The sequence below is a fragment of the Pseudescherichia sp. genome, assembly GCF_032052675.1.
Taxonomy (GTDB): domain Bacteria; phylum Pseudomonadota; class Gammaproteobacteria; order Enterobacterales; family Enterobacteriaceae; genus Pseudescherichia.
This window is the reverse complement of sequence record NZ_DAMBWA010000011.1, coordinates 128,566-155,284: the sequence shown is the minus strand read 5'-3', so window position 1 is coordinate 155,284 and position 26,719 is coordinate 128,566. Positions and strand designations below refer to the sequence as shown.

Genomic DNA, 26,719 nt, shown 5'->3' with positions numbered 1-26,719 from the left:
AGGGTTATGATTTCAGGCATTTTAGCATCCCCGGGTATCGCTTTCGGCAAAGCACTGCTGCTGAAAGAAGACGAGATCGTCATCGACCGGAAAAAAATTTCTGCCGATAAGGTTGATCAGGAAGTTGAACGTTTTCTGAGCGGTCGTGCCAAGGCATCTTCGCAGCTCGAAGCGATCAAAACCAAAGCTGGTGAAACCTTCGGTGAAGAAAAAGAAGCCATCTTCGAAGGCCACATCATGTTGCTGGAAGATGAGGAGCTGGAGCAGGAAATCATAGCCCTGATTAAAGATAAGCACGTGACTGCCGATGCGGCAGCACACGAAGTTATCGAAGGTCAGGCAACTGCCCTGGAAGAGCTGGACGACGAGTATCTGAAAGAGCGTGCAGCTGACGTACGCGACATCGGTAAACGTCTGCTGCGCAACATCCTCGGCCTGGCGATCATCGATCTGAGCGCCATTAAAGACGAAGTGATTCTGGTTGCGGCGGATTTGACCCCGTCGGAAACCGCACAGCTGAACCTCAACAAGGTGCTGGGCTTTATCACCGATGCTGGCGGACGTACCTCCCATACCTCCATCATGGCGCGCTCCCTTGAGCTGCCTGCCATTGTAGGTACCGGCAGCGTCACCGCCCAGGTGAAGAACGACGACTATCTGATCCTCGATGCGGTGAATAACAAAGTTTACGTTAACCCGACCAACGAAGAGATCGAAACCCTGCGCAATGTGCAGGAGCAGGTTGCTTCCGAAAAAGCCGAGCTGGCGAAGCTGAAAGATCTGCCGGCGATCACCCTTGACGGCCATCAGGTCGAAGTGTGCGCCAACATCGGTACCGTACGTGACGTTGAGGGTGCCGAGCGCAACGGCGCAGAAGGCGTAGGCCTCTACCGTACAGAATTCCTGTTCATGGATCGTGACGCGCTGCCTACTGAAGACGAGCAGTTTGCTGCCTATAAAGCGGTGGCAGAAGCCTGCGGCTCTCAGGCCGTTATCGTCCGTACTATGGACATCGGCGGCGATAAAGAGCTGCCGTACATGAACTTCCCGAAAGAAGAGAACCCGTTCCTCGGCTGGCGCGCCGTGCGTATCGCAATGGATCGTAAAGAGATCCTGCGCGACCAGGTTCGCGCTATCCTGCGTGCCTCCGCGTTCGGCAAGCTGCGCATCATGTTCCCGATGATCATCTCTGTTGAAGAGGTGCGCGTGCTGAAGAAAGCGATCGAAACCTTCAAGCAGGAGCTGCGCGACGAAGGTAAAGCCTTTGATGAGAGCATTGAGGTGGGCGTGATGGTAGAGACACCTGCCGCTGCGACCATTGCCCGTCATCTGGCGAAAGAGGTAGATTTCTTCAGTATCGGCACCAACGACTTAACCCAGTACACCCTGGCAGTTGACCGCGGTAATGATATGATCTCCCATCTGTATCAGCCGATGTCGCCGTCTGTATTGACCTTAATTAAGCAAGTTATTGATGCTTCTCATGCTGAAGGTAAATGGACCGGCATGTGTGGAGAGCTTGCAGGCGACGAACGTGCTACACTTCTGTTGCTGGGGATGGGTCTGGATGAATTCAGTATGAGTGCCATTTCTATCCCGCGCATTAAGAAGATTATTCGTAACACGAACTTCGAAGATGCGAAGGTTTTAGCAGAGCAGGCTCTTGCTCAACCGACAACGGACGAGTTAATGACGCTGGTTAACAAGTTCATTGAAGAAAAAACAATCTGCTAATCCACGAGATGCGGCCCAAATTACTGCTTAGGAGAAGATCATGGGTTTGTTCGATAAACTGAAATCTCTGGTTTCTGACGATAAGAAAGATACCGGAACCATTGAGATTATTGCTCCGCTGTCTGGCGAAATCGTCAACATCGAAGATGTGCCGGATGTGGTATTTGCTGAAAAAATCGTTGGTGATGGCATTGCTATCAAACCAACCGGCAACAAAATGGTCGCGCCTGTTGATGGCACCATTGGCAAGATTTTTGAAACCAACCATGCCTTCTCTATCGAATCCGATAGCGGCATTGAGCTGTTCGTTCACTTCGGTATCGACACCGTTGAACTGAAAGGCGAAGGTTTCAAACGCATCGCCGAAGAAGGCCAGCGTGTAAAAGTTGGCGATCCGGTGATTGAGTTCGATCTGCCGCTGCTGGAAGAGAAAGCCAAGTCTACCCTGACGCCGGTTGTTATCTCCAACATGGACGAAATCAAAGAGCTGAACAAGCTGTCCGGTAGCGTAACCGTGGGCGAAACCCCGGTCATCCGCATCAAGAAGTAATTTTTGCCGGAATGCAAAATGGCACCCTCTCGGGTGCCATTTTTGTTTCTTAGCATGATTAAATCAGGCTGGGAGTATCAGTTCGTCGTAACCTGCCTGCTGGGTGTAGCTCATCACCTCAGTTACCCGGTCGCCTGCGCGGCCAATCGCCTCTGCCACGCTCGCACCTTGTACAATATGACTAACCAGCTCAGAACAGAAGAGATCGCCTGTGCCTTTCAGATCGGTAGTCACTCGCGGGTGCGCGCTGACCGTTACCGCATCTTCAGTCACCAGCACGACGTGGATCGCCTCCGGCTCGCCGGCCACAGGCGCGCTGGTTATGGCCACCCACTTCAACGTCTCCGACAGCAGCCCTTTCGCCGCCGCAATCGCGCTCTCAGGGTCGCGACACGACTGGCCGCTCAATATCTCAAGCTCATAGACGTTGGGCGTGATGCCCTGCGCCAGCGGCAGCAGATGCTGACGATAGGCCTCGGGTATATCGGGATGCACGTAGGTACCGCTGTCGATATCGCCGATCACCGGATCCACCAGAATCAGCAGTTCCGGATGCGTCTCTTTTACCGCACGGAGCCACTGCGCCAGCAGCGCAATCTGGCTGGCGCTGCCCATATAGCCAGTAGTCACCGCCTTAAGCTCGCGCAGGATGTCCCGTTCCTCCAGCGCCTTCAGATAGCCGCTGAACCACTCGTCGGGAATAACACCGCCGTAGAAGGTATCGTAGTGCGGCGTATTGCTGAACAGCACCGTAGGGACCGCCGTCACGGTCAGCTGATGCTGACGGATATTGGGCACGGCAATGCTGTTGCCAACGCTGCCGTACACTACCTGAGACTGCACCGCCACGATATCCGTCTGCTGTGCTCGGGTTTTATCCCGAAATAAGATCATCTCCATAATGCTTAAATCCCCGCCCCCTGGGCGTAGCTCTCCTCACCAAACACGCCGGTCGAAAGGTAGCGATCGCCACGGTCGCAGATAATCGCCACCACGATCGCCCCCGGATTCTCATTGGCAACGCGGATTGCGCCAGCAACCGCGCCGCCGGAGCTGACGCCGCAGAAGATACCTTCCCGCACCGCCAGCGCTCGCATGGTGTTTTCGGCTTCGCGCTGGTGGATATCCACAACCTGATCCACCAGCGAGGCGTTGAAGATGCCGGGCATATACTCGGCTGGCCAGCGGCGGATGCCGGGAATGCTGCTCCCCTCCTCCGGCTGCAGGCCAACAATGGTAATCGGCTTCTCCTGCTCGCGTAGAAAGCGCGATACCCCGGTAATGGTGCCGGTAGTACCCATGCTGGAGACAAAGTGGCTGATGCGGCCGCCGGTCTGCTGCCAGATCTCTGGCCCGGTGGTGGTGTAGTGGGCGTAAGGGTTGTCAGGATTATTGAACTGGTCGAGAAGCTTCCCCTCCCCGCGCCGGGCCATTTCCGCAGCCAGATCCCGCGCACCCTCCATACCCTGCTCGCGGCTCACCAGAATCAGCTCCGCGCCGTAGGCGTACATCGCTGCCCGTCGCTCCTGACTCATATTGTCCGGCATCAGCAGCTTCATGCGGTAGCCTTTGAGTGCGGCGATCATCGCCAGCGCGATGCCGGTGTTGCCGCTGGTGGCCTCAATCAGCACGTCGCCGGGCTTTATCTCGCCCCGCTTCTCCGCCTGCACGATCATTGAGAGCGCGGCCCGGTCCTTTACCGAACCGGCAGGATTATTGCCCTCCAGCTTGACCCAGATTTCACTGCCGTTGTCGGGAGCCATGCGCTGAAGTTTTACCAGGGGGGTATTGCCGATGGTGTGTTCGAGTGTGTTCACGATCGCTATCCAATAAAAAGCCCGGTGGCGCTAGCGCTTACCGGGCCTACGGAGATCGCCTTGTAGGCCGGGTAAGCGCAGCGCCACCCGGCAAAAACCACGTAACGTTAAACTATCAGGCAGAGTGCGCCAGAGCAAGATCCCCGCGCTCGGCAAGACGCTCCGTGCCGTGGTAGAGACGCGCATTCTGCAGGCCGATAAACAGGCGCTCACCGCGCTGCGGCGCATCCTCTCCGCGCAGCACGACGGAGAGCGGTTCGTCATACCAGCCCTGAGGCTGCACTACCAGCTGGGTGTAGTGCCCTTTCGGGCTGGCCTCAACGACCACGACCGGCAGCGGCGCGTCCAGGCTGGTACGGCGGCTGATATCCACTTCCCACGGACGCAGGAAGAGATCGACTTCGCCCTGGTGTGCCGGGGTGTAACCCAGCGGCCAGCGGTGCGCGCCGACGTGGAACTGGCTGCCGCGCACTACGCCGTGCAGGCGGTTAACCTCGCCCATAAACTCCAGCACGAAGCGCGTGGCTGGCTCACGCCAGACCTGCTCGGGAACGTCGACCTGCTCGATATTCCCCTGGCTCATGACCACTACGCGGTCGGCCACTTCCATCGCCTCTTCCTGATCGTGGGTGACGAAGACGCTGGTGAACTTCAGCTCTTCGTGCAGCTCACGCAGCCAGCGGCGAAGCTCTTTACGTACCTGAGCATCCAGCGCGCCGAAAGGCTCATCCAGCAGCAGGATCTGCGGATCCGGGGCCAGGGCACGTGCCAGGGCAACGCGCTGCTTCTGCCCGCCGGAGAGCTGAGCCGGATAGCGATCGGCCAGATGCGCCAGCTGCACCATCTCCAGCAGCCGGGTCACCTTAGCCTTGATCGCCGCCGCGTTCGGCCGCTCGCGCCGCGGTAGCACTGTCAAACCAAAGGCAATGTTGTCGAACACCGTCATGTGGCGGAACAGCGCATAGTGCTGGAACACAAAGCCGACCTTACGGTCACGGGCATGCAGACGGCCCACGTCGGTGCCGTGAAAACGAATATGCCCGCTGGTCTGGTGCTCAAGCCCGGCAATAATACGCAGCAGCGTGGTTTTGCCCGAGCCGGATGGCCCCAGCAGCGCAACCATCTGTCCGGAAGGGATATCCAGCGAGATATCATTCAGCACCTGGGTGCGACCAAAAGATTTCTTAATATTGGCAATCTCAATGCTCATGATTTCCCTCCTGTTGCGCGCGTTTCTCTTGGTTATGTAAACGCCACTGCAACCCACTCTTTAAAAACAGGGTCAAAATAGCCATTAACGTCAGCAGGGCGGCGGCGGTAAAGGATCCCACCGCGTTGTAGTCCTGCTCAAGTAACTCAATCTGTAGCGGCAGCGACAGGGTCTCGCCGCGAATTGAACCGGAGACCACTGATACCGCACCAAACTCGCCGATGGCGCGGGCGTTGGTCAGCACCACGCCGTAGAGCAGCGCCCAGCGGATATTTGGCAGGGTGACGCGACGGAACATCTGCCAGCCGGATGCGCCCAGCAGGATCGCCGCCTCGTCCTCGTGGCTGCCCTGGCTAAGCATCACCGGCACCAGCTCGCGCACCACAAACGGGCAGGTAACGAAAATGGACACCAGCGCCATGCCGGGCCAGGCAAACATAATCTGTAAATTGTGCTCGTCGAGCCAGCCGCCAAGCGGGCCGTTGGATCCGTAAAACAGCAGGTAGATAAGGCCCGCGACAACCGGCGATACCGCAAACGGAATATCGAGCAGGGTCAGCAGCAGCTGACGGCCCGGGAAGTTAAAGCGGGTCACCAGCCAGGCGAGCAGCGTCCCGAACACCAGGTTAACCGGGACGGTGATCAGCGCAATCAGCACCGTCAGCCAGATAGCGTGCAGCATGTCTGGATCGGCCAGGTTCTCCAGCACCGGCATCAGCCCTTTACTGAAGGCTTGCACGAAGATGTAGACCATCGGCACCACGAGGATAAACGCCGAAACGAGCATCCCGGTGCCGATCAGGAACCATTTCCCCCAGTTAACCGGAGAGCGATCGTGTTTCAGTTGGGAGATTTCCGCCATTAGTGACCTACCACCCGTCGACCAAAGCGACTTTGCAGAGTATTAATTGAGAACAGCAGCAGCAGAGAGGCCGCGAGGATCACCGAGGCGATGGCGCTCGCCGCCGGATAGTCAAACTCCTGCAGGCGCACAAAGATCATCAGCGAGGTCACCTCGGTTTTCCACGCGATGTTGCCGGCGATAAAGATCACCGCGCCAAATTCGCCGAGGCTGCGGGTAAATGACAGCGCCACGCCCGCCAGCAGCGCCGGAGAGAGTTCAGGCATCACTACCTTGCGGAAGCTCTGCAGGCGCGTTGCGCCCAGCGTTTGGGCCGCCTCTTCATACTCCGGCCCCAGCTCCTCCAGCACCGGCTGCACCGTACGCACCACAAAGGGGATGCTGGTAAAGGCCATCGCCACGGCGATGCCGAGCCAGGTGTAGGTCACCTTGATATCAAACTGCGCCAGCCACTGACCGTAGAAGCCGTTGACGGAAAAGAGCGAGGCCAGGGTCAGGCCCGCCACCGCCGTCGGCAGGGCGAACGGCAGGTCCATCAGCGCATCCAGCAGGGTGCGCCCCGGAAAACGGTAGCGCGTCAGGATCCACGCCATCAGCAGGCCAAAGACGCCGTTGAAAATCGAGGCGACGAAGGCCGACAGCAGCGTGACCTTGTAGGCGGCGACAACCTGCGGGTTAGTCACCACTTCCCAGTACTGCTCCCAGCTCATCTCTGAGAGCTGCATAACCAGCGCGCTGAGAGGCAGGAGCAAAATCAGACAGACGAACAGCAGGCTGGTCCCGAGGCTTAGGGTAAAGCCGGGCAGCACGCGTTTTGAAGCTACTGCAAACATTAGCTACGCCCCGCCGCCAGCAGCTTGTCCAGCTCGCCGCCGCTTGTAAAGTGGGTTTTCATCACTTCCGGCCAGGAGCCAAAGCGATCTTCAACCTTAAACAGCTCTGTCTGCGGGAATTTATCCTTCAGCCTGACCATGACGTCAGGGTTATTCACCCGGTAGTAGTAGTCAGTAATGATGGTCTGCGCCTGCGGGCTATAGAGGTAGTTCAGGTAGGCTTTTGCCGCCTTCTCTGTGCCGTTGGCCTGCACGTTCTTATCGACCCATGCCACCGGGAACTCCGCCAGGATGTTGACTTTCGGTACCACGACTTCAAACCCCTGGGCCTCATACTGCTTACGAATGGTGTTTACTTCGGATTCAAAGGTGATCAGCACGTCACCGAGGCCACGCTCAACGAAGGTGGTGGTGGCCCCACGGCCGCCGGTATCAAACACCTCAACGTTTTTCAGGAACTGCGTCATAAACTGTTCGGTTTTTGCCTTATCGCCGCCGTCAGCTTTATCTGCCGCGCCCCATGCTGCCAGATAGGTATAACGGGCATTACCGGATGTTTTCGGATTCGGGAAGATCAGCTTCACGTCAGAGCGCACCAGATCGCTCCAGTCGTGGATATTTTTCGGGTTGCCCTTGCGCACCAGGAACGCCATTGTGGAGTAGAACGGCGAGCTGTTGTTCGGCAGACGGCTCTGCCAGTCCGCGGGGATCAGCTTGCCTTTGTCATGCAGGATCTGCACGTCGGTAATCTGGTTATAGGTCACCACGTCTGCTTTGAGCCCCTGCAAAATGGCCAAAGCCTGCTTGGAGGAGCCCGCATGGGACTGCTTGATCGTCAGCGTGTCGCCGCCGTTCTCTTTCGCCCACTGCTGCTCGAACGGCGGATTAAGGGCGGCAAACAGCTCGCGAGAGACGTCATAGGAGCTATTGAGCAGCTCCGTTGCCTGCGCCTGCGCTACCAGCAACACTGAAGCGGCAAGCGTCAGATATCCTTTTTTCAGTAAGTTAACGGCCATTGCGCACCCTTATATCTGTGATGACTATCAAAAACACAGTTTATTTATAAGCAGTACGAAAGGAGTAACGGTTTTATATACCGTTTGGTGATTTGCAAGCAGAAAAGAGCATAAGCGGTGTCCGGGCTGCTTCTACCGACAGCCGAACACCGCTTACAGGAGGGTATCATCTGGCGCGGTAGAGGTAGCGGTTACTGACGCCGCTCTTTTTAATCTGCCGGTAGATCATTCTTAGCCTGACTAGAATAGTTAAAATAAAACCAGCCTGCTTTCTGTTTAGATCGAGAAACTCGCAAACGTCATTAACTGAAAAGAGGATCTGCGGGTTCTCATAAAAAAGAAAATAGACTTTTTTAATCAGGTCCAGATGTACTGTTTTTGCAAAATAGCTTTTGATATCCATAAGCAATTCATTGAGCGTGAATAAAGTGATTAATATTAATTATATTTATAATTTAAAACGATAAGTCGTGGTCATTTCACCGGAGAGCGAATTAGCGCGTTGCGAATGGCCGTTATAAAGCTTCGGAGTGGTGTAGTCCGACTCCTGTTCATGGTGCCAGCCATAGCCACCGCTTAAATAAACAGACCAGTTTTTTGCCGGGTTCCAGTTGCTGTATAATCCCAATTGCCCCTGGCGTAATCTCTCTCCTTCATAGCTAAACTCACTGTAGTTTGTCCGCACGCCAACGGAGAGATCGGGGGTAAACTTATATTCCGTCGCTAACGCCAGCATGGTTTCACCGTCGCGCACATAGTCGATATCCGCATAGGCCGGGGAATTAAAACGACCGCGGGCATTACCGATAACGTTACGGGTAAATTGGCCCACGCCATTGGTTTTTTTGGCCTCGCTATAGGTTAAGCCGCCCAGGACTTTCCACGGGGTTTGCGGAATACGCCACTCAATCGTTGTAGAGTAGTGCCAGGCTCGCTTATCAAAATCCTGTTTCCCTCGGGCCGTGCTGGAGGTGGTCCTTTTTGCATCGCCACCATACTCCTGCTCGTAAATTTGCGTCCCCAGGGTGATATCCGCAAAAGCATCCCACCACCCCTCAAAGCCCTGCCTGATAAGCAGGTCATCCGCAACGCCATAGAAGTAGTAGGCTTTCAACGGTTTAGACTGGTAATTGATGCCGCCGGTGATCACATGATCGATCTCCCGGCTCACGCCGTTGCCATCGTAGATATACATTCTGTCGATGTTCGGGCTATCACGCCGCATCACCTTCCCGTCGAGAAACAGCGCATCAACGCTGACATTATCGATGGCCGTATTGGCAAACCAGCCGGAGTGGGTGTTGAGAGACATTCGCTGTGAGTTAGAGAAGATGCCGGTGTTCTTGATGGTGAACCAGCCACCTTTGACATTCACCTTCGCCCGCAGAACATCCATTTTCAGCTTGGCATAACGCTGACCAATTTTGGTATAGCCTTTCGCTTCCCCGTCATCGTTATAGAGAATGGCACGGGAGGCAAAGTTATCGCTGGCCCCTAATTTTGCGCCGCTGTAATAGGAGGCATCAAAACCAATCAAGTCAGCGAAATACCCAGAGGTATAGTCAACCGTCAGCCCCTGCCCCCAGGCCTGCTGAACCGAGGTGGCATAGCGATCCTGTTCATTATCATACCGGTTTTCCGTCTTTAAATATTTCCACATATTCCTCGCTGAAATATCAAAGCTGGAATCGGCAAAGAAAGGATCGTCGGCAAGGCTCTTTTCCCAGTCGCTCGCATTGACATCTGTGGCAAAAAAACAGCAAGGCGAGCACGCTATTAATAATAGCTTTTTCATTGTCATCATAAATCCTTTTAAACTTATAATTGTAATAAATGCTATTCCCAAAAATCATCAGGAAATAAACAGTAATAATGCGGGCAGGGAAAATAATATAATTTAGAAGTTTAAAAAGGGAGAAAAGTCACATTTGAATGGTCGGGTATGCGCCAGGCAGAGGATCATCCTCTGCCCTTCTGAAGGAGGCAGAGGATGAGGGTGCGTTACAGCGTCAACAGGCGATCTAACGACGGGGCAAAATAGTAGCCGCCGGTAACCGGACGAGTAAAGCGCAGCATGGCGTCGCGCTTGCCGTCGGTATCACCAAACATGCTCAGCAGCTGCTGTTCAATATTGTACAGACGGGCGCAGTAGGCACAAAAATAGAGGCCGTGCTTGCCGCTCGCCGTACCGTAAGGCAGGCTCTGACGCACGATTTTCAGCCCTTTGCCGTTCTCTTTCAGATCCACGCGGCTCAGGTGCGACGTAACAGGACGGGCATCGCCGTCTATCTCTTCATTCGCTTCTTTGGTGCGGCCAATCATCATCTCCTGATCCGGTACGCTCATTCGGTTGAGCTGTTTCAGGTTATGCTCCCAGCGCTGGACGAAGACATAGCTGCCGCCGGCGTCGATGCCTTCCTGAATCACGGCCACCTCGGTGCGTTTCTCGTTGCCCGCCGGGTTCTCCGTGCCGTCAACAAAGCCGCTTAGATCGCGATCCTCGACCCAGCGGAAGCCGTGGGTCTCCTCTTTAACCTCCAGCGCATCGCCAAAGGCCGTCAGCGCTGCCTGAGCAACGGAGAAGTTGACGTCATGACGCAGCGAGAGAATATGGATCATGACATCATACTGGGTGGCCGGGGCTAGCCCCTTGCCGTAGGGAACAAACGCTTTCAGCTCTTCGGCCCCTTCCCCACCGCTCAGCTCGGGCCAGACGCGGTGACCAAAGGCTACCACTGCGCCGAGATTCGCCTCGGCAAAGGCCAGCTGGAAGGTAGCCAGCTTATCGGCAAAAATTTTACTGCCTTCACGCAGGGCATTTACGTCACCCTTTACGTTTGCTTCGATCCAAATCGCCGCCCGACAGTGTTCTGGCAAAATGCCGCTTTGAACCTGAGACATCGCTACTCCTCTAAAAAATATGCCGCGCAGCCGCGGCATCAATGGCGCTATTGTACCCGTTTTTTCAGAGAACCAGGATTGTTCCGATCAATTAACGACGCCAAATAATCTTATTCAGCGTCCATTTTTTCAGCTCGTCGTCAGGCGGCATTAAGCCTTCCGGACCGTTCCAGCTGCCGGTGAAGACATAGCTGACGTGCTGGCTACCCTGGGCCTTACACTCCACGCCGCCGCTGTCGTCACCGGTAGCTTTAGTGCAGTTGCCGTAGGCTTTATCATAGAGTTCGCTAAAGGGCATGCCGACTTTCGCCCCGGTGTCGCTCTCTATGCTGTCATCAAGCACGTCGATGCGGCTGATTTTGCCGTTTTCGCCGTTGACAATCAGCGCGACGTTATCGCCATCCAGCGCCTCATAGAAGCGGACCACGTTGCCGCCCTGCTCCGAGCGCATCCCGCTGCGCAGGCGGTAGTCGCCATCCAGCGCGTCGGCGATGGACTCTTCATCAAAGGTGGTATCCGCCGTCAGCGCCCCGACGCCCTCGTCGGTCACCTCTGATGAGGAGCCAAACCAGTTCCAGGGGTTGGCTGCCGACCAGTTCACCGACCCGAGGGTCGAACAACCGGTCAGGGCCAGCGGCAGGACGCAGAGAAGCATACGCAGCGATTTCATGGCTTAAATCCTTTCATCTTGGTTTACTAAAACTCAGTACTCTTCATCTTCAATGAGACGCTTGCCGAGGTTAATGACGTCGGCGTGCTCATAGCCGAGGCGCTCGTACATCCCCAGCACGAGATCGTTCTCTTCCCGCACCTGAATGTTGATCTTTGGACAGCCACGGGCGATCAGTTTCTTCTCCAGGCGGTTGAGCAGCGCGTTGGCAATCCCCCGGCCACGGTACTCGGGATGCACCCCGAGATAGTAGGCCGAGCCGCGATGGCCATCGTAGCCCCCCATCACCGTTCCGACCACTTCACCGCCGACCTCAGCCACCAGAAACAGGCTAACGTCATGATTCAGCTTGCGTTCGATATCCATCTCCGGATCGTTCCACGGGCGCAGCAGGTCGCAGCGCTCCCACAGGGTGATCACCTCTTCGAAGTCGGCCTGGCGAAAAACGCGTATCTCCATGCTATTTACCTGTCTTCAGGGTCAAAAGGTTGATTATGGCGTGAAGTCCCAGTGAATCCAATATGCGGCGAAATGATAACGAAAAAATGGCATAATAATGGACTGTCACGTATTGAAATGAAAAATAAAGCAATTCAAACCGTGACGTGTCGTAAGCTTGTAAGCGATACGCTACAACACCAGGGACGCAGGAATACATTTCGGGTCGTATGAGCACATTTAAACCATTAAAAGTACTTACATCGCGTCGTCAGGTTCTGAAAGCAGGTCTGGCGGCATTGACACTGACAGGCACGTCGCGGGCTATTGCCAAAGATGACGCATCGCTGAAAACCAGCAACGGCCATACCCAGCCAAAAGCCAAAAAGGCGGGAGCCAGACGCATGGTGATGCTCGACCCTGGCCACGGCGGCATTGATACCGGTGCGATCGGCCACAACGGCTCGAAAGAGAAGCACGTGGTGCTGGCGATCGCCAAGAACGTGCGGGCGATCCTGCGCAGCAAAGGCATCGACGCGCGGCTGACGCGAACCGGGGATACTTTTATCCCGCTCTACGATCGCGTGGAGATTGCCCATCAGCACGGGGCAGATCTCTTTATGTCGATCCATGCTGACGGCTTTACCAATCCGGATGCGGCGGGCGCGTCGGTGTTTGCCCTCTCCAATCGGGGAGCGAGTAGCGCTATGGCAAAATACCTCTCCGATCGTGAGAACGCCGCCGATGACCTGGCCGGTAAAAAAGCCCGCGATAAAGATCACTACCTGCAGCAGGTGCTGTTTGACCTGGTGCAGACCGACACCATTAAGAACAGCCTGACCCTTGGCTCACATATCCTTAAGCAGATTAAGCCGGTGCATCGCCTGCACAGCAAGCACACCGAGCAGGCGGCATTTGTGGTGCTGAAGTCCCCCTCTATTCCCTCGGTGCTGGTAGAGACCTCATTTATTACTAACCCTGCTGAGGAGCAGCTGCTGGGCACCAAGGCGTTTCGCCAGAAGATCGCCTCGGCAATCGCCTCCGGCGTGCTGAGCTACTTTAGCTGGTTCGATAATCACAAAGCGCACTCGAAGAAACGTTGATGAGCAAACCTGACGCAAATACCGTTAAAGCCTTTTTCCTCCAGCTGCAGGACACGATCTGCCAGCAGCTCTCCGCTGTCGACGGCAGCGACTTCTTTGAAGATAACTGGCAGCGTGAGGCCGGCGGCGGCGGGCGCACCCGCGTTCTGCGCGATGGCGGCGTCTTCGAGCAGGCGGGAGTCAACTTTTCCCACGTGCATGGCGACGCCCTGCCCGCCTCGGCGACCGCACACCGTCCGGAACTTGTTGGACGCAGCTTTGAAGCGATGGGCGTTTCGCTGGTGGTGCATCCGCATAACCCATACGTACCGACCAGCCATGCCAATGTGCGCTTTTTCATTGCCGAGAAGCCGGGCGCGGATCCGGTCTGGTGGTTTGGCGGCGGCTTTGACCTGACGCCCTACTACGGCTTTAGCGAAGATGCTATCCACTGGCACCGCACCGCACACGATCTCTGCCAGCCGTTCGGCGAAGATCTCTATCCGCGCTATAAAAAGTGGTGCGACGACTACTTCTATCTGAAGCACCGTCAGGAACAGCGCGGCATTGGCGGCCTCTTCTTTGACGATCTCAACGCGCCGGACTTTGACCACTGCTTCGCCTTTACCCAGGCGGTGGGCGAAGGCTATACCCAGGCCTATCTGCCGATTGTCCAGCGCCGAAAAGCGATGGCGTACGGCGATCGCGAGCGCAACTTCCAGCTCTATCGCCGGGGCCGCTACGTTGAATTTAACCTGGTGTGGGACCGCGGCACGCTGTTTGGCTTACAGACCGGCGGGCGTACGGAGTCGATTCTGATGTCGATGCCGCCGAAGGTGGCATGGGAGTATAACTACCAGCCGCAGGAGGGCAGCCCGGAAGCCGCCCTCAGCGAGTTTATCAAGGCCAAAGAGTGGATTTAATGCCGCTATAGCGGCTGCGTCTGCGCCTCCACCACCGCCAGCGCCACCATGTTGACGATGCGGCGGACGGAGGCGATAGGCGTCAGCACGTGCACCGGTTTTGCCACGCCCATCAGCACCGGCCCGACGGTAACGCCCTCCGAGCTGGAGACGCGAAGTAAGTTGTAACTAATCCGGGCCGCCTCGACGTTAGGCATAATCAAAATATTGGCCGAGCCTTTGAGTGGACTGTCCGGCATGCGATCCTGCCGAATGCCCTCTACCAGCGCGGCATCGCCGTGCATCTCCCCATCAATCATCAGGTGCGGATCCCGCTCACGCACTTTTGCCAGCGTCTCGCGCATCTTGCACGCCGCCGGTGAGTTCGATGAGCCGAAATTCGAATGCGACAGCAGGGCCACCCGCGGCTCAATGCCGAACCGGCGCACGGTCTGGGCCGCCATCAGGGTAATGTCCGCCAGCTGCTCCGGGGTCGGATCGTCGTTGACGTAGGTGTCGGCAATAAAGGTGTTGCCGCTCGGCAGCAGCAGCGCATTCATCGCGCCCGCCGTCTGCACCCCATCGCGGTAGCCAAACAGCTGTTGGACCACGCTGAAGTGCTCATGATAGTCGCCGATGGTGCCGCAGATCATCGCATCCGCTTCGCCACGCTGCACCATGATCGCCCCAATCACCGTCGTATTGCTGATCACCGCCCGCTGGGCCTGCTCCTGGGTGATGCCGCTGCGCTTCATGATGTTGTAGTACTCGCTCCAGTACTCCTTAAAGCGCGGGTCGGATTCGTTATTGACGATCTCAAAGTCAACGCCAGGACGGATCTGCAGTCCCAGCTTCTGGATGCGCATCTCGATCACGCCAGGCCGGCCCACCAGGATCGGCTTCGCCAGTCCGAGAGTGACCAGCTCCTGGGTCGCGTGCAGTACCCGCGCCTCCTCCCCTTCCGCCAGCACTACCCGCTTCGGATCGTTGCGCGCCTGGGAGAAGACCGGCTTCATAAACAGGTTGGTTTTGTAGACGAACTCGGCGAGCTTATCGACATAGGCGCTAAAGTCGGCGATGGGCCGCGTCGCTACGCCGGAGTCCATTGCTGCTTTGGCGACCGCCGGGGCGATCTTAACGATCAGACGCGGATCGAAAGGTTTAGGGATCAGGTACTCGGGGCCAAAGCTCAGATCCTGATCGCCATAGGCCGAGGCTACCACCTCGCTCTGCTCGGCGTGGGCCAGCTCGGCAATGGCATGCACCGCCGCCAGCTTCATCTCTTCGTTAATCGCGGTCGCGCCCACGTCCAGCGCGCCACGGAAGATGAAGGGGAAGCAGAGCACGTTGTTGACCTGGTTAGGGTAGTCAGAGCGACCGGTGCAGATGATGACATCCGAACGCACCGCTTTCGCTACCGGGGGCAGGATCTCCGGCTCCGGGTTCGCCAGGGCAAGGATCAGCGGCTGGCGCGCCATCTGTTTTACCATCTCCTGGGTCAGGACGTTTGGCCCCGAGCAGCCGAGGAAGATGTCCGCGTCCTGCATCACCTCCGCCAGGGTGCGCTTGCCGTTATCCTCAATGGCGTAAGCGGCCTTGGTTTCAGCCATCGGCGTCTCGCGGCCCTGATAGATGACCCCCTTCGAGTCACACACCACGATGTTGTGCTTCTGCATCCCCAGCGCCACCAGCAGGTTCATACAGGCGATGGCCGCCGCCCCTGCGCCGGAGACCACCATCCGCACGTCGGAGAGGTTCTTCTCCACGACCCGCAGACCGTTAAGGATGGCGGCGGTGCTGATAATCGCCGTGCCGTGCTGATCGTCGTGGAACACCGGAATATTCATTCGCTCGCGCAGCTTCGCCTCAATGTAGAAGCACTCTGGCGCTTTGATATCCTCAAGGTTGATGCCGCCGAAGGTCGGCTCCAGCGCTGCCACCACGTCGATAAACTTATCCGGATCCAGCTCATCGACCTCAATGTCGAAGACATCGATGCCGGCAAATTTTTTAAACAGGACGCCCTTGCCCTCCATCACCGGTTTGCCCGCCAGCGCGCCGATATTGCCCAGCCCCAGCACCGCCGTGCCGTTAGAGACCACACCCACCAGATTGCCACGAGCGGTGTACTTAAAGGCTGCCAGCGGATCTTTTTCAATCTCCAGGCAGGGGGCGGCGACGCCCGGGGAGTAGGCCAGCGCCAGATCGCGTTGGGTGGCCAGCGGCTTCGTCGGGGAGACCTGAATTTTACCCGGGATGGGAAACTCATGAAAATCGAGCGCACTCTGTTTTAACTGGTCGTCCATTATGATGTTCCTTTCACGTATCGTTTGTAGGGTTGAAGCGTGATAGCGCTCCTGACGCGCCGCCTAGTATCGCCGCTGCGCGCGGCATAAACTTTGAACGCTGCCAAACTCTGACGACCCCGTCGCAAAATTTGTTATCAATTTATATGAACAGTGTTATGCGCTTACGCCAGCAAACCGGTGCCTGTCTGCTATGCTTTTTTGTTATGCATGTTTCATCTTTCACAAAAGTATGAATCAACACACTTACGTAAGCTTTTGCTTTTCAAGGAGTATCGCGTATGAACTACTTAGACGGCATCAAACAGTTCACCACCGTCGTGGCCGACAGCGGTGATATCGAATCCATTCGCCACTACCAACCGGAAGACGCCACTACCAACCCCTCTCTGCTGCTGAAGGCCGCAGCATTGGAGCACTTCTCTCACCTGGTCGACGATGCGCTGGAGTATGGTAAAGCGCGCGGCCAGACTCAGGAGCAGCAGGTTGCCGAAGCCAGCGACAAGCTGGCGGTAAATATCGGTGCGGAAATTCTGAAAAGCATTCCAGGCCGTGTCTCCACCGAAGTTGATGCCCGCCTCTCGTTTGATAAAGAGAAGAGCATCGCCAAGGCCCGCCGCCTGGTACAGCTCTATGAGGAGCTGGGCATCGATAAGTCGCGCATTCTGATCAAGCTGGCTTCTACCTGGGAGGGGATCCGCGCCGCAGAAGAGCTGGAGAGAGAGGGGATCAAGTGTAACCTGACCCTGCTCTTCTCCTTTGCCCAGGCACGGGCCTGCGCCGAAGCGGGCGTCTACCTCATCTCCCCGTTCGTGGGCCGTATTTATGACTGGTATCAGCAGCGTAAGCCGCAGGATCCCTACGTGGTGGAAGAGGATCCGGGTGTGAAATCGGTACGTAATATCTACGACTACTACAAGCGCAACCGCTATGAAACCATCGTGATGGGGGCAAGCTTCCGTCGTATCGAGCAGATTGTGGCCCTGGCCGGCTGCGACCGCCTGACCATCTCCCCGGCGCTGCTGCAGGAGCTGCAGGACAAAGAGGGCACCATTGAACGCAAGCTGGTGCCGACCTCACAGAGCTTCCCCCGTCAGGAGCCGCTGACCGAAGCTGAATTCCGCTGGGAGCATAACCAGGATCCGATGGCGGTAGAAAAACTCTCTGACGGTATCCGCCAGTTCGCCGTTGACCAGCGCAAACTTGAAGATCTGCTTGCCGCTAAACTTTAATTTTTGTCATGGAGTGAAATATGTCCCGTAAAGAGCTTGCCAACGCCATTCGCGCCCTGAGCATGGACGCGGTACAGAAAGCCAACTCTGGCCACCCAGGCGCACCGATGGGGATGGCCGATATCGCTGAAGTGCTGTGGAATGATTTCCTCAAGCACAACCCGACCGATCCGACCTGGTATGACCGTGACCGTTTTATTCTCTCTAACGGTCACGCTTCGATGCTGCTCTACAGCCTGCTGCATCTCTCCGGCTACGATCTGCCGATTGAGGAGCTGAAAAACTTCCGTCAGCTGCACTCAAAAACCCCAGGTCACCCGGAGATTGGCTATACGCCGGGCGTCGAGACCACCACCGGCCCACTCGGCCAGGGGCTGGCTAACGCGGTGGGACTGGCAATTGCCGAGCGCACGCTGGCGGCACAGTTCAACCAGCCGGGACATGAGATTGTCGATCACTATACCTATACCTTTATGGGCGACGGCTGCCTGATGGAGGGGATCTCCCACGAGGTCTGCTCTCTGGCGGGCACGCTGGGGCTGGGCAAACTCATTGGCTTCTATGACCACAACGGTATCTCCATTGACGGTGAAACCGAAGGCTGGTTTACCGATGATACCGCCAAACGTTTTGAAGCCTATCACTGGCACGTGGTGCATGAGATCGACGGTCACGATCCGGAGGCAATTAAAGCGGCCATTCTTGAAGCGCAAAGCGTGAAGGATAAGCCGTCGCTGATTATCTGCCGCACGGTGATTGGCTTTGGCTCGCCGAACAAAGCGGGTAAAGAGGAGTCCCACGGCGCGGCGCTCGGGGAAGAGGAAGTCGCCCTGACCCGCCAGAAGCTGGGCTGGAAGCATCCTGCTTTTGAGATCCCGAAAGAGATCTACCAGGCGTGGGATGGCCGCGAGCGCGGTGAGAAAGCCCAGCAGTCGTGGAATGAGAAGTTTGCCGCCTATCAGAAGGCACATCCCGAGCTGGCGGCTGAGTTCTCCCGCCGTATGGGCGGTGGCCTGCCGGAGAACTGGGAGCAGCTGACCCAGGAGTACATCACTAAGCTGCAGGCCGAGCCGGCGAAGATCGCCACCCGTAAGGCGTCACAAAACGCGCTTAACCAGTACGGTCCGGCGCTGCCGGAGCTGCTGGGCGGTTCAGCGGACCTTGCGCCAAGTAACCTGACCATCTGGTCCGGATCTACCTCGTTGAAAGAGGACCTGGCCGGGAACTACATTCACTACGGCGTGCGTGAGTTCGGCATGACCGCCATTGCCAACGGCATCGCCCACCACGGCGGCTTCGTCCCCTACACCGCCACCTTCCTGATGTTCGTTGAGTACGCGCGTAACGCCGCGCGCATGGCAGCGCTGATGAAGGCCCGCCAAATCATGGTCTACACCCATGACTCCATCGGCCTGGGGGAAGATGGCCCGACGCACCAGGCGGTTGAGCAGCTCGCCAGCCTGCGCCTGACGCCAAACTTCAGCACCTGGCGCCCCTGTGACCAGGTTGAAGCCGCCGTCGGCTGGAAGCTGGCGATTGAGCGCCACAACGGCCCGACCGCGCTGATCCTCTCCCGTCAGAACCTTACCCAGATGGAGCGTACCCCGGAGCAGGTGAAAGCCATCTCCCGCGGCGGCTATATTCTGAAGGAGAGCGACGGCCAGCCGGATCTGATCCTCATCGCTACCGGCTCTGAGGTGGAGATCACCGTGAAGGCAGCAGATCAGCTGAGTGCCGAAGGCCACAAGGTGCGGGTGGTCTCTCTGCCATCGACGGATATCTTTGATGCCCAGGATGATGCGTACCGCGAGTCGGTGCTGCCGTCAGACGTCAGCGCCCGCGTGGCCGTTGAGGCCGGGATTGCCGACTACTGGTACAAATACGTCGGCCTGAAGGGGGCGATTGTTGGGATGACCGGCTACGGCGAATCCGCGCCGGCCGATAAGCTGTTCCCGTTCTTTGGCTTTACCGTTGAAAACGTGGTCGCTAAAGCGAAAAAAGTGCTTAACGTGTGATCCATAGCGTGGGCCAGGCGTCTGGCCCATGCCAGTTATCACAGCTTGGCTCTTCTGCATAGCGCACCAGACGAAAACGCTGGCCATCAAAACGCCAGCGCGTCTGGATACCGCAATCCGCCAGCCCGCGACCTTTGGCAAGCGTTGTCAATTCGCGGGCTTTCTGATCGAATTCGGCGTTCATCAGCTCCATCTCATCGTTGCCGCTGCTCGGGGTAAAGGGCAGGCGCAGACGCACCGGTCTGGCCGCGTACGGTTTTTTGCGGGATACCAGCCAGGCGAGATCCACCGTGTTGTAAGCCCCCGCCTCACAGCTGACAATCAGCAGCGCTTTTTCATCGGTGAGAGCCGTCACGCGAACCTCACGGCGCATGGGATCCAGCGAGCACTGACTGTTGCTCATCCGCATGCTGCCGTAATCCAGCAGGGAGTCCATCTCTTCTCGGGTAAGCGGCGTCGGGGTCGGGTTAATAACCGCCACCCCCTTCAACGCCGGTGCCGGAGGGACGCTCAGGGAAGGATTACCGCCCTTTTTAATCCACGCGGTTTCGCTGCCGACGCGCTTCTGCTGAGCATCAATAAACAGCAGCGCCGCCTTAAGCCCCACCAGAGAGATGTTGCCCTGCCCGTCCTTCAAGGTGATCGCCTGCGCATTTTGAATGGTCTGCAAAAATACGCTGATGGTGGGGGCATGCTCGGTAATCAATCGCCACGGCGAAATAGACCAGTGCTGCGCCTCCAGCCGTAGCGGCATACCGTCAATCAGCAGGCGCGGCGCAACCGGCAGCTCTTTTGTCGACGGCGTCTGGCTGCCGCCAAGCTCAATACGCAACTGGGCATCGGTACGCGCCCCCGCGCTGCGCGTCAGGGTCATGACTAATCCATAGTGGTCACCGGTATTGCGTGCTACACAGAAATTTTGGTTATTACAGGTAACCTGCCAGTCGGAAAAATTCTGTTGGGCGGGTGCCGCCCACGCGAACGAGGCGACAAAGAGACTAAGCAGCAGCAAAACGCGATAACGCATGAACGGTACAACCCCAGAAGTAGAAGCGTAGCAAATAAACAGCGGTATCTTCGTCGTCATGGGGTAGCCGACTCAATCGGATTTATCGGATAGATTTATTCTAAATGCATGTTCTTAACCCGATTAATATCAAGACATTAGGCCCGAGACCTGCAAATATTGCAGTAATATCACCGCTTTAGCGTCGCGGATCTCGCCATTGGCCACTGCCTCCAGCGCCTGGGTGAAAGGCATCTCAAGTACTTCAATATCCTCATCTTCTACGCCGCCGCCGACGTTTTTCTTCAGGCTATCGCTGTATTCGGCAATAAAGAAGTGAACAATTTCGGTGACGCCGCCGGGAGACATGTAGAGTTCGAACACCTTACGTACCTCACCGACCTGGTAACCCGTCTCCTCCATTGCCTCTTTACGTGCGCACACTTCCGGCGCGTCGTTATCCAGCAATCCGGCGCAGGGCTCAATCAGCCGCCCATCCTCGTTGCCGTTGACCCACGTGGCGATGCGGAACTGGCGGACCAGCACCACGCTACGTTTTTCCCGATTGTAGAGAAGAATGGTTGCGCCGTTACCGCGATCGTATACCTCACGGCGGTGGCGGATCACCTCCCCGTTGCGGCGGGTCAGATCGTAGGTGATATTGCGTAATACGAAGTAGTTTTCAGAGAGGATCTTATCTTTAATAACGTCTATTTTCAGCGACATACAGGCCCCATACGGTAAAGGTAAGTATACATTTTACGCCCTGGGGCCTGCCTTGTCGCGCCGGTTAATGGTGAGCCGTTTGCGCTACCCCCATCCAGGCTAGCATACCCAGGGCCGCATGCCGTCCCTCTGCCATTGCCGTGACCACCAGGTCGGCGCCACGTACCGCATCGCCCCCGGCGAAGATTTTCGCGTTGCTGGTCTGGTAGCGATAGCGGCTCTCGACGCTGGCGGCGATGCGTCCCCAGCTATCCATCGCCACGCCGTGCTGCTCCAGCCAGGGCATCGCATGGGGATGAAAGCCAAAGGCCATAATCACCGCATCTGCAGGCATCACGAACTCGCTGCCGGGAAGGGGAACCGGACGACGCCGACCGTTGGCGTCCGGCTCGCCCAGCGCGGTGCGCTGCATCCGCACGCCGCAAACTTTGCCGCTGTCATCCAGCGCCAGGGTGAGCGGCTGGACGTTAAATTCAAATTCTGCGCCCTCGTCACGGGCGTTTTTGACTTCTTTCTTCGAGCCGGGCATATTCGCCTCGTCGCGGCGATAGGCGCAGGTTACCCGGCTCGCCCCATGACGTAACGCAGTACGTACGCAGTCCATTGCCGTATCGCCGCCGCCCAGCACCACCACGTTTAGCCCCTCGGTATTGATATACGGCGCGTCGACGGTTTCTGGCAGGGACATCAGCTGCCGGGTATTGGCGATTAAAAATGGCAGCGCGTCGTAGACCCCCGGCGCATCCTCGTTGGGCAGGTTAGCCTTCATCGCGCGGTAGGTGCCAACCCCGACAAATATCGTGTCGTAGTCGTCGAGCAGGCTCGCCAGCGCCACGTCTTTGCCCACCTCACAGTTCAGCTCGAAACGCATGCCCATCCCGGTGAAGATCTCCCGACGGCGGGCGAGCAGAGACTTATCCAGCTTAAAGGCTGGGATCCCGAAGGTTAGCAGGCCGCCAATCTCCGGATGGCGATCGAATACCGTGACGCTCACCCCGTGGCGGGCCAGCACGTCGGCGCAGGCGAGCCCGGCCGGGCCAGCCCCGATAATCGCCACTCGCTTATTAACCGGCGTAACCTGATGCAGATTGGGGCGCCAGCCCTGCGCCAGCGCCTGGTCGGTGATATAGCGCTCAATGCTGCCGATGGTTACCGCGCCATAGTCATCGCGCACGGTGCAGGCCCCCTCGCAGAGCCGATCCTGTGGGCAGACGCGGCCGGTGATCTCCGGCAGGCAGTTTGTCTGGTGCGACAACTCAGCTGCCGCCTCAATGTTTCCCGCTTTAACCTGCTCGATCCACTGCGGGATATGATTATGTAGCGGGCAGGTCCATTCGCAGATGCTGTGCTCCCCGCACGTCAGGCAGCGCTGGGCTTCACGCTGCGCCTGGTCGGCACGAAACGGCAGGTAGATCTCATCAAAATGGTATTTGCGTATTTCGGGCGCAAGCTTATCCGGCTCGCCGCGAATGGGCGTGGCCTGCATCTGCTCGGCTTTACGCCGGTCGAGCGCTAACGGCGCCTCGCTGCGCCACGGCGTCGCCTGCTGGCAGGCCGTACGCAGCCGACGTGCTTTGACCTGGGACGCCAGCGTTTCAGGGGTTACCAGCCGTAGCGCCTCGGCGGGACAGTTCGCCACGCAGGCGGGGCCGTTGGGGCGCGTCAGGCAGAGATCGCACTTGTGCGCCGTGACGTTGACCTGGCCCTTCCCTACCGGGGTGACCAGAACCTGCATGGTGCCGAAGGGGCATGCGACGACGCAGGATTTACAGCCGATACACTTCTGCTGATCGACCTGCACGCTGTCGCTAACCCGACTGATGGCGCCGTTGGGACAGCTGCGGGCGCAGGGGGCGGCTTCGCAGTGGTGACAGGTCACCGCCCCACTCTGCCGCTGATGCTTGACGACGGTAATGCGCGGATGAAACTGCGCGCTGCTCAAAACATGTTGGTCATCGTTATGCGCCATCACGCAGGCGACTTCACAAGCACGACATCCTATACATTTCTGGCTATTCGCCATAACAAAACGATTCATGGCAACCTTCTTTTCTGGTCTGATAAACCTTCTGCCACTCTGTTTACCGACCCCGGCCAGCACAGGCAATGTCCATATGCCCAGGATGGTTATCTTTCCGATCTGTTCCTGTGCCAGATCAATTTATTTCCTTAAAGTCATCGCGCAGCGTGATAATTTACACTTTCTCCTTTTTTTCTCCACGTTTAGTCAGGCGATTGCCGCTAAAGTGGGATAAAGCAATGTTGAGTTATAAAGCACCATAAAAGAGGTCTCATTTCTGATGGCGAATTTCTTTATTGATCGCCCAATTTTCGCCTGGGTGTTAGCTATCATTTTGTGCCTCACCGGCACGCTGGCAATTCTTTCGCTGCCCGTCGAGCAGTATCCCGATTTGGCTCCGCCTAACGTGCGGATCACAGCAAACTATCCCGGCGCGTCTGCCCAAACGCTGGAGAATACCGTTACCCAGGTGATTGAGCAGAACATGACCGGGCTGGACAACCTGATGTATATGTCCTCCCAGAGCAGCGGGACCGGGCAGGCAACGGTAACCCTCAGCTTTACGGCAGGAACCGATCCCGATGAGGCGGTGCAGCAGGTGCAAAACCAGCTTCAGTCGGCGATGCGTAAGCTGCCCCAGGCGGTACAGAACCAGGGGGTGACGGTACGTAAAACCGGCGATACCAATATCTTAACCATCGCTTTTGTCTCCACGGACGGCTCGATGGATAAGCAGGATATTGCTGACTATGTCGCGAGTAACATTCAGGATCCCCTCAGCCGGGTGAACGGCGTGGGTGACATCGACGCCTACGGTTCGCAGTATTCGATGCGCATCTGGCTCGATCCAGCCCGTCTGAACAGCGTTCAGCTGACGGCAAAGGATGTAACCGACGCTATTGAGGCACAGAATGCGCAGATCGCCGTTGGCCAGCTGGGCGGTACACCGTCGGTGGACAAGCAGGCGCTGAACGCAACCATCAATGCCCAGTCGCTGCTGCAAACCCCAGACCAGTTTCGCAACATCACCCTGCGGGTCAACCAGGACGGCTCAGAGGTGCGCCTCGGCGACGTAGCGCAGGTTGAGATGGGGGCGGAGAAGTATGACTACCTGAGCCGCTTCAACGGCAAGCCGGCCTCCGGCCTCGGGGTCAAGCTGGCCTCGGGGGCTAACGAGATGGAGACGGCGAACCTGGTGCTTAACCGGCTGGACGAGCTGTCACAGTTCTTCCCTCACGGCCTGGAGTATAAGGTGGCCTATGAGACTACCTCTTTCGTTAAGGCCTCAATTATCGACGTGGTGAAAACTCTGTTAGAGGCCATCGCCCTGGTTTTCCTGGTGATGTACCTTTTTCTGCAGAACTTCCGCGCTACGCTTATCCCAACCATTGCCGTTCCGGTGGTACTGCTCGGTACCTTCGCCGTGCTCTACGCCTTTGGCTATAGCATCAATACCCTGACCATGTTCGCGATGGTTCTCGCCATCGGCCTGCTGGTGGATGACGCCATCGTGGTGGTAGAGAACGTCGAGCGAATCATGAGCGAGGAGGGCCTCTCTCCACGGCAGGCCACGCGTAAATCGATGGGTCAGATCCAGGGTGCGCTGGTCGGTATCGCGATGGTGCTGTCGGCAGTATTCGTGCCGATGGCCTTCTTTGGCGGCACCACCGGGGCAATCTATCGCCAGTTCTCCATCACCATCGTGGCGGCAATGGTGCTGTCGGTACTGGTGGCGATGATCCTTACCCCGGCGCTCTGCGCGACCCTGCTCAAGCCGGTACATAAAGGGGAGCAGCACGGTCAGACGGGCTTTTTCGGCTGGTTTAACCGCATGTTTAACCGCAGCGCGGCACGCTACGAATCCAGCGTCGCTAAAATCCTGCATCGCAGCCTGCGCTGGATGCTGATCTACGCCCTGCTGCTTGGTGGGATGGTGTTTCTCTTCCTGCGCCTGCCGACCTCGTTTCTGCCGCAGGAGGATCGTGGCATGTTCACCACCTCGGTACAGCTGCCTAGCGGCGCTACCCAGCAGCAGACGCTGAAGGTGGTGGAGAAGGTAGAGGCGTACTTCGCGACCCATGAAAAAGATAACGTCACGTCGGTCTTCTCTACCATCGGATCGGGGCCGGGCGGCAACGGCCAGAACGTAGCGCGCATGTTTGTTCGTCTAAAAGACTGGGACGAGCGCGACCCGACCACCGGCAGCTCCTTTGCCATTATTGACCGTGCCACTAAGGCCTTCCGCGATATCAAAGAGGCGCGGGTTTTCGCCAGCAGCCCACCGGCCATCAGCGGTCTCGGCAGCTCGGCCGGGTTTGATATGGAGCTACAGGATCACGCCGGAGCCAGGCATGACGCGCTGATGGCCGCTCGCGACAAGCTGCTGGATCTGGCTGGTCGCGATCCCTCCCTGACCCGCGTACGCCACAACGGCCTGGACGACAGTCCGCAGCTGCAGATCGATATCGATCAGCACAAGGCTCAGGCGCTCGGTGTCTCCATTGACGACATCAACGATACGCTGCAAACCGCCTGGGGCTCCAGCTACGTGAATGACTTTATGGATCGCGGTCGCGTGAAGAAGGTCTACGTCCAGGCGGCCGCGAAATACCGTATGCTGCCAGACGACATTAATCTCTGGTACGTGCGCAACAGTACCGGAGGCATGGTACCCTTCTCCGCCTTCGCCACCTCTCACTGGGAGACAGGTTCGCCACGGCTGGAACGTTACAACGGCTACTCCGCCGTGGAGATCGTTGGCGAAGCCGCCTCCGGAGTCAGTACCGGCACCGCTATGGATATTATGGAGGATCTGGTGCGCCAGCTCCCGGGCAGCTTTGGCCTGGAGTGGACCGCCATGTCCTATCAGGAGCGGCTCTCTGGCGCCCAGGCACCGGCGCTGTACGCCATCTCCCTGCTGGTGGTCTTCCTCTGCCTGGCGGCGCTCTATGAGAGCTGGTCAGTGCCCTTCTCGGTGATGCTGGTGGTGCCGCTCGGCGTGATCGGGGCGCTGCTGGCCACGTGGATGCGTGGCCTGGAGAATGACGTCTATTTCCAGGTTGGGCTGCTCACCGTCATTGGGCTATCGGCGAAAAACGCCATTCTGATCGTTGAGTTTGCTAACGAGATGAATGCCAAAGGCCAGGATCTGCTCTCGGCGACGCTACATGCCTGCCACCAGCGTCTGCGGCCGATCCTGATGACCTCGCTGGCGTTTATTTTTGGTGTCCTGCCGATGGCCACCAGCAGCGGCGCAGGCTCCGGCAGTCAGCACGCGGTCGGGACCGGGGTAATGGGCGGGATGATCTCTGCCACCCTGCTGGCCATCTTCTTCGTGCCGCTCTTCTTCGTGCTGGTGCGTCAACGCTTCCCGCTAAAAGAGCGTCAGGAAGATTGAAC

The 26,719-nt window shown here is 57.5% G+C and carries 22 protein-coding genes; 7 read left to right on the top strand and 15 right to left on the bottom strand.

Going from position 1 to position 26,719, the window contains the following annotated elements; genetic code table 11:
- Nucleotides 1-6: 6 nt before the first annotated feature.
- Together ptsI and crr are read left to right on the top strand one after the other, a co-directional pair.
- The gene (gene ptsI / locus RTX96_RS15545) at nucleotides 7-1,734 is read left to right on the top strand and encodes a phosphoenolpyruvate-protein phosphotransferase PtsI (protein WP_103818924.1); all 1,728 of its coding nucleotides are present in this window, start codon (nucleotides 7-9) and stop codon (nucleotides 1,732-1,734) included.
- Between the two features lie 40 nt (nucleotides 1,735-1,774).
- Nucleotides 1,775-2,284 carry a PTS glucose transporter subunit IIA gene (gene crr, locus RTX96_RS15540; protein WP_042389417.1) on the top strand — a complete coding sequence of 170 codons (510 nt, stop codon included), beginning with the start codon at nucleotides 1,775-1,777 and terminating at the stop codon, nucleotides 2,282-2,284.
- A 63-nt stretch (nucleotides 2,285-2,347) separates the two neighbouring features.
- Here crr and pdxK read toward each other — a convergent pair whose 3' ends face one another.
- From pdxK to RTX96_RS15485, 11 genes are all read right to left on the bottom strand, one after another.
- On the bottom strand, nucleotides 2,348-3,184 hold the full coding sequence (gene pdxK / locus RTX96_RS15535) for a pyridoxine/pyridoxal/pyridoxamine kinase (protein WP_103818923.1): 837 nt from the start codon (nucleotides 3,182-3,184) through the stop codon (nucleotides 2,348-2,350).
- A gap of 5 nt (nucleotides 3,185-3,189) precedes the next feature.
- The gene (gene cysM / locus RTX96_RS15530; protein ID WP_103818922.1) at nucleotides 3,190-4,101 is read right to left on the bottom strand and encodes a cysteine synthase CysM; all 912 of its coding nucleotides are present in this window, start codon (nucleotides 4,099-4,101) and stop codon (nucleotides 3,190-3,192) included.
- Between the two features lie 115 nt (nucleotides 4,102-4,216).
- A complete protein-coding gene (gene cysA, locus RTX96_RS15525; RefSeq protein WP_103818921.1) occupies nucleotides 4,217-5,311 on the bottom strand; it encodes a sulfate/thiosulfate ABC transporter ATP-binding protein CysA in 1,095 nt (364 codons plus the stop codon).
- Nucleotides 5,301-6,173, bottom strand: coding sequence for a sulfate/thiosulfate ABC transporter permease CysW (gene cysW / locus RTX96_RS15520; RefSeq protein ID WP_103818920.1), 873 nt, complete (start codon nucleotides 6,171-6,173; stop codon nucleotides 5,301-5,303). Before cysW ends, cysA begins: the two co-directional genes overlap by 11 nt.
- Entirely contained in the window at nucleotides 6,173-7,006 is an 834-nt protein-coding gene (cysT, locus tag RTX96_RS15515; RefSeq protein WP_103818919.1) for a sulfate/thiosulfate ABC transporter permease CysT, read from the bottom strand. The genes cysW and cysT overlap by 1 nt, the downstream gene beginning before the upstream one ends.
- Nucleotides 7,006-8,022, bottom strand: coding sequence for a sulfate ABC transporter substrate-binding protein (locus tag RTX96_RS15510; RefSeq protein ID WP_312671511.1), 1,017 nt, complete (start codon nucleotides 8,020-8,022; stop codon nucleotides 7,006-7,008). Before RTX96_RS15510 ends, cysT begins: the two co-directional genes overlap by 1 nt.
- A gap of 166 nt (nucleotides 8,023-8,188) precedes the next feature.
- Nucleotides 8,189-8,425, bottom strand: coding sequence for a hypothetical protein (locus RTX96_RS15505; RefSeq protein ID WP_103818917.1), 237 nt, complete (start codon nucleotides 8,423-8,425; stop codon nucleotides 8,189-8,191).
- A gap of 45 nt (nucleotides 8,426-8,470) precedes the next feature.
- On the bottom strand, nucleotides 8,471-9,817 hold the full coding sequence (locus tag RTX96_RS15500) for an OprD family outer membrane porin (RefSeq protein ID WP_312671510.1): 1,347 nt from the start codon (nucleotides 9,815-9,817) through the stop codon (nucleotides 8,471-8,473).
- 206 nt (nucleotides 9,818-10,023) lie between these two features.
- Entirely contained in the window at nucleotides 10,024-10,923 is a 900-nt protein-coding gene (locus tag RTX96_RS15495) for a Dyp-type peroxidase (protein WP_312671509.1), read from the bottom strand.
- Nucleotides 10,924-11,014: 91 nt separating this feature from the next.
- A complete protein-coding gene (locus RTX96_RS15490; RefSeq protein WP_103818914.1) occupies nucleotides 11,015-11,593 on the bottom strand; it encodes an RpoE-regulated lipoprotein in 579 nt (192 codons plus the stop codon).
- Nucleotides 11,594-11,626: 33 nt separating this feature from the next.
- On the bottom strand, nucleotides 11,627-12,052 hold the full coding sequence (locus tag RTX96_RS15485) for a GNAT family acetyltransferase (RefSeq protein ID WP_103818913.1): 426 nt from the start codon (nucleotides 12,050-12,052) through the stop codon (nucleotides 11,627-11,629).
- Nucleotides 12,053-12,261: 209 nt separating this feature from the next.
- Here RTX96_RS15485 and amiA point away from each other — a divergent pair, with 209 nt between their 5' ends.
- Together amiA and hemF are read left to right on the top strand one after the other, a co-directional pair.
- Nucleotides 12,262-13,134 (top strand): N-acetylmuramoyl-L-alanine amidase AmiA, encoded by an 873-nt coding sequence (gene amiA / locus RTX96_RS15480; RefSeq protein ID WP_103818912.1) that lies wholly within the window; start codon nucleotides 12,262-12,264, stop codon nucleotides 13,132-13,134.
- Nucleotides 13,134-14,036 carry an oxygen-dependent coproporphyrinogen oxidase gene (gene hemF / locus RTX96_RS15475; RefSeq protein WP_312671508.1) on the top strand — a complete coding sequence of 301 codons (903 nt, stop codon included), beginning with the start codon at nucleotides 13,134-13,136 and terminating at the stop codon, nucleotides 14,034-14,036. The genes amiA and hemF overlap by 1 nt, the downstream gene beginning before the upstream one ends.
- A gap of 5 nt (nucleotides 14,037-14,041) precedes the next feature.
- Here hemF and maeB read toward each other — a convergent pair whose 3' ends face one another.
- Entirely contained in the window at nucleotides 14,042-16,321 is a 2,280-nt protein-coding gene (maeB, locus tag RTX96_RS15470) for an NADP-dependent oxaloacetate-decarboxylating malate dehydrogenase (RefSeq protein ID WP_103818910.1), read from the bottom strand.
- 281 nt (nucleotides 16,322-16,602) lie between these two features.
- On the opposite strand from maeB, the gene tal reads away from it, so the two are divergent.
- The gene (tal, locus tag RTX96_RS15465; protein ID WP_312269031.1) at nucleotides 16,603-17,553 is read left to right on the top strand and encodes a transaldolase; all 951 of its coding nucleotides are present in this window, start codon (nucleotides 16,603-16,605) and stop codon (nucleotides 17,551-17,553) included.
- A gap of 20 nt (nucleotides 17,554-17,573) precedes the next feature.
- Complete coding sequence (gene tkt / locus RTX96_RS15460) at nucleotides 17,574-19,568, top strand: transketolase (RefSeq protein ID WP_103818907.1); 1,995 nt, start codon at nucleotides 17,574-17,576, stop codon at nucleotides 19,566-19,568.
- Here tkt and RTX96_RS15455 read toward each other — a convergent pair.
- The 3 genes from RTX96_RS15455 to aegA form a co-directional block, all read right to left on the bottom strand.
- Complete coding sequence (locus tag RTX96_RS15455; protein ID WP_103818906.1) at nucleotides 19,558-20,595, bottom strand: DUF1176 domain-containing protein; 1,038 nt, start codon at nucleotides 20,593-20,595, stop codon at nucleotides 19,558-19,560. The genes tkt and RTX96_RS15455 overlap by 11 nt on opposite strands.
- Nucleotides 20,596-20,724: 129 nt before the next feature.
- Nucleotides 20,725-21,300, bottom strand: a complete 576-nt coding sequence (nudK, locus tag RTX96_RS15450; protein ID WP_103818905.1) for a GDP-mannose pyrophosphatase NudK — start codon at nucleotides 21,298-21,300, stop codon at nucleotides 20,725-20,727.
- Between the two features lie 64 nt (nucleotides 21,301-21,364).
- Entirely contained in the window at nucleotides 21,365-23,338 is a 1,974-nt protein-coding gene (gene aegA, locus RTX96_RS15445) for a formate-dependent uric acid utilization protein AegA (RefSeq protein ID WP_312671507.1), read from the bottom strand.
- Nucleotides 23,339-23,600: 262 nt separating this feature from the next.
- Here aegA and acrD point away from each other — a divergent pair, with 262 nt between their 5' ends.
- The gene (gene acrD / locus RTX96_RS15440) at nucleotides 23,601-26,717 is read left to right on the top strand and encodes a multidrug efflux RND transporter permease AcrD (protein ID WP_312671506.1); all 3,117 of its coding nucleotides are present in this window, start codon (nucleotides 23,601-23,603) and stop codon (nucleotides 26,715-26,717) included.
- Nucleotides 26,718-26,719: the final 2 nt, after the last annotated feature.

What these genes read in the sequence shown, in the direction of transcription:
- ptsI (WP_103818924.1), top strand. Translation starts at nt 7, where the DNA reads ATGATTTCAGGCATTTTAGCATCCCCGGGTATCGCTTTCGGCAAAGCA.
- crr (WP_042389417.1), top strand. Translation starts at nt 1,775, where the DNA reads ATGGGTTTGTTCGATAAACTGAAATCTCTGGTTTCTGACGATAAGAAA.
- pdxK (WP_103818923.1), bottom strand. Translation starts at nt 3,184, where the DNA reads ATGGAGATGATCTTATTTCGGGATAAAACCCGAGCACAGCAGACGGAT.
- cysA (WP_103818921.1), bottom strand. Translation starts at nt 5,311, where the DNA reads ATGAGCATTGAGATTGCCAATATTAAGAAATCTTTTGGTCGCACCCAG.
- cysW (WP_103818920.1), bottom strand. Translation starts at nt 6,173, where the DNA reads ATGGCGGAAATCTCCCAACTGAAACACGATCGCTCTCCGGTTAACTGG.
- cysT (WP_103818919.1), bottom strand. Translation starts at nt 7,006, where the DNA reads ATGTTTGCAGTAGCTTCAAAACGCGTGCTGCCCGGCTTTACCCTAAGC.
- RTX96_RS15510 (WP_312671511.1), bottom strand. Translation starts at nt 8,022, where the DNA reads ATGGCCGTTAACTTACTGAAAAAAGGATATCTGACGCTTGCCGCTTCA.
- RTX96_RS15505 (WP_103818917.1), bottom strand. Translation starts at nt 8,425, where the DNA reads ATGGATATCAAAAGCTATTTTGCAAAAACAGTACATCTGGACCTGATT.
- RTX96_RS15500 (WP_312671510.1), bottom strand. Translation starts at nt 9,817, where the DNA reads ATGAAAAAGCTATTATTAATAGCGTGCTCGCCTTGCTGTTTTTTTGCC.
- RTX96_RS15495 (WP_312671509.1), bottom strand. Translation starts at nt 10,923, where the DNA reads ATGTCTCAGGTTCAAAGCGGCATTTTGCCAGAACACTGTCGGGCGGCG.
- RTX96_RS15490 (WP_103818914.1), bottom strand. Translation starts at nt 11,593, where the DNA reads ATGAAATCGCTGCGTATGCTTCTCTGCGTCCTGCCGCTGGCCCTGACC.
- RTX96_RS15485 (WP_103818913.1), bottom strand. Translation starts at nt 12,052, where the DNA reads ATGGAGATACGCGTTTTTCGCCAGGCCGACTTCGAAGAGGTGATCACC.
- amiA (WP_103818912.1), top strand. Translation starts at nt 12,262, where the DNA reads ATGAGCACATTTAAACCATTAAAAGTACTTACATCGCGTCGTCAGGTT.
- hemF (WP_312671508.1), top strand. Translation starts at nt 13,134, where the DNA reads ATGAGCAAACCTGACGCAAATACCGTTAAAGCCTTTTTCCTCCAGCTG.
- maeB (WP_103818910.1), bottom strand. Translation starts at nt 16,321, where the DNA reads ATGGACGACCAGTTAAAACAGAGTGCGCTCGATTTTCATGAGTTTCCC.
- tal (WP_312269031.1), top strand. Translation starts at nt 16,603, where the DNA reads ATGAACTACTTAGACGGCATCAAACAGTTCACCACCGTCGTGGCCGAC.
- tkt (WP_103818907.1), top strand. Translation starts at nt 17,574, where the DNA reads ATGTCCCGTAAAGAGCTTGCCAACGCCATTCGCGCCCTGAGCATGGAC.
- RTX96_RS15455 (WP_103818906.1), bottom strand. Translation starts at nt 20,595, where the DNA reads ATGCGTTATCGCGTTTTGCTGCTGCTTAGTCTCTTTGTCGCCTCGTTC.
- nudK (WP_103818905.1), bottom strand. Translation starts at nt 21,300, where the DNA reads ATGTCGCTGAAAATAGACGTTATTAAAGATAAGATCCTCTCTGAAAAC.
- aegA (WP_312671507.1), bottom strand. Translation starts at nt 23,338, where the DNA reads ATGAATCGTTTTGTTATGGCGAATAGCCAGAAATGTATAGGATGTCGT.
- acrD (WP_312671506.1), top strand. Translation starts at nt 23,601, where the DNA reads ATGGCGAATTTCTTTATTGATCGCCCAATTTTCGCCTGGGTGTTAGCT.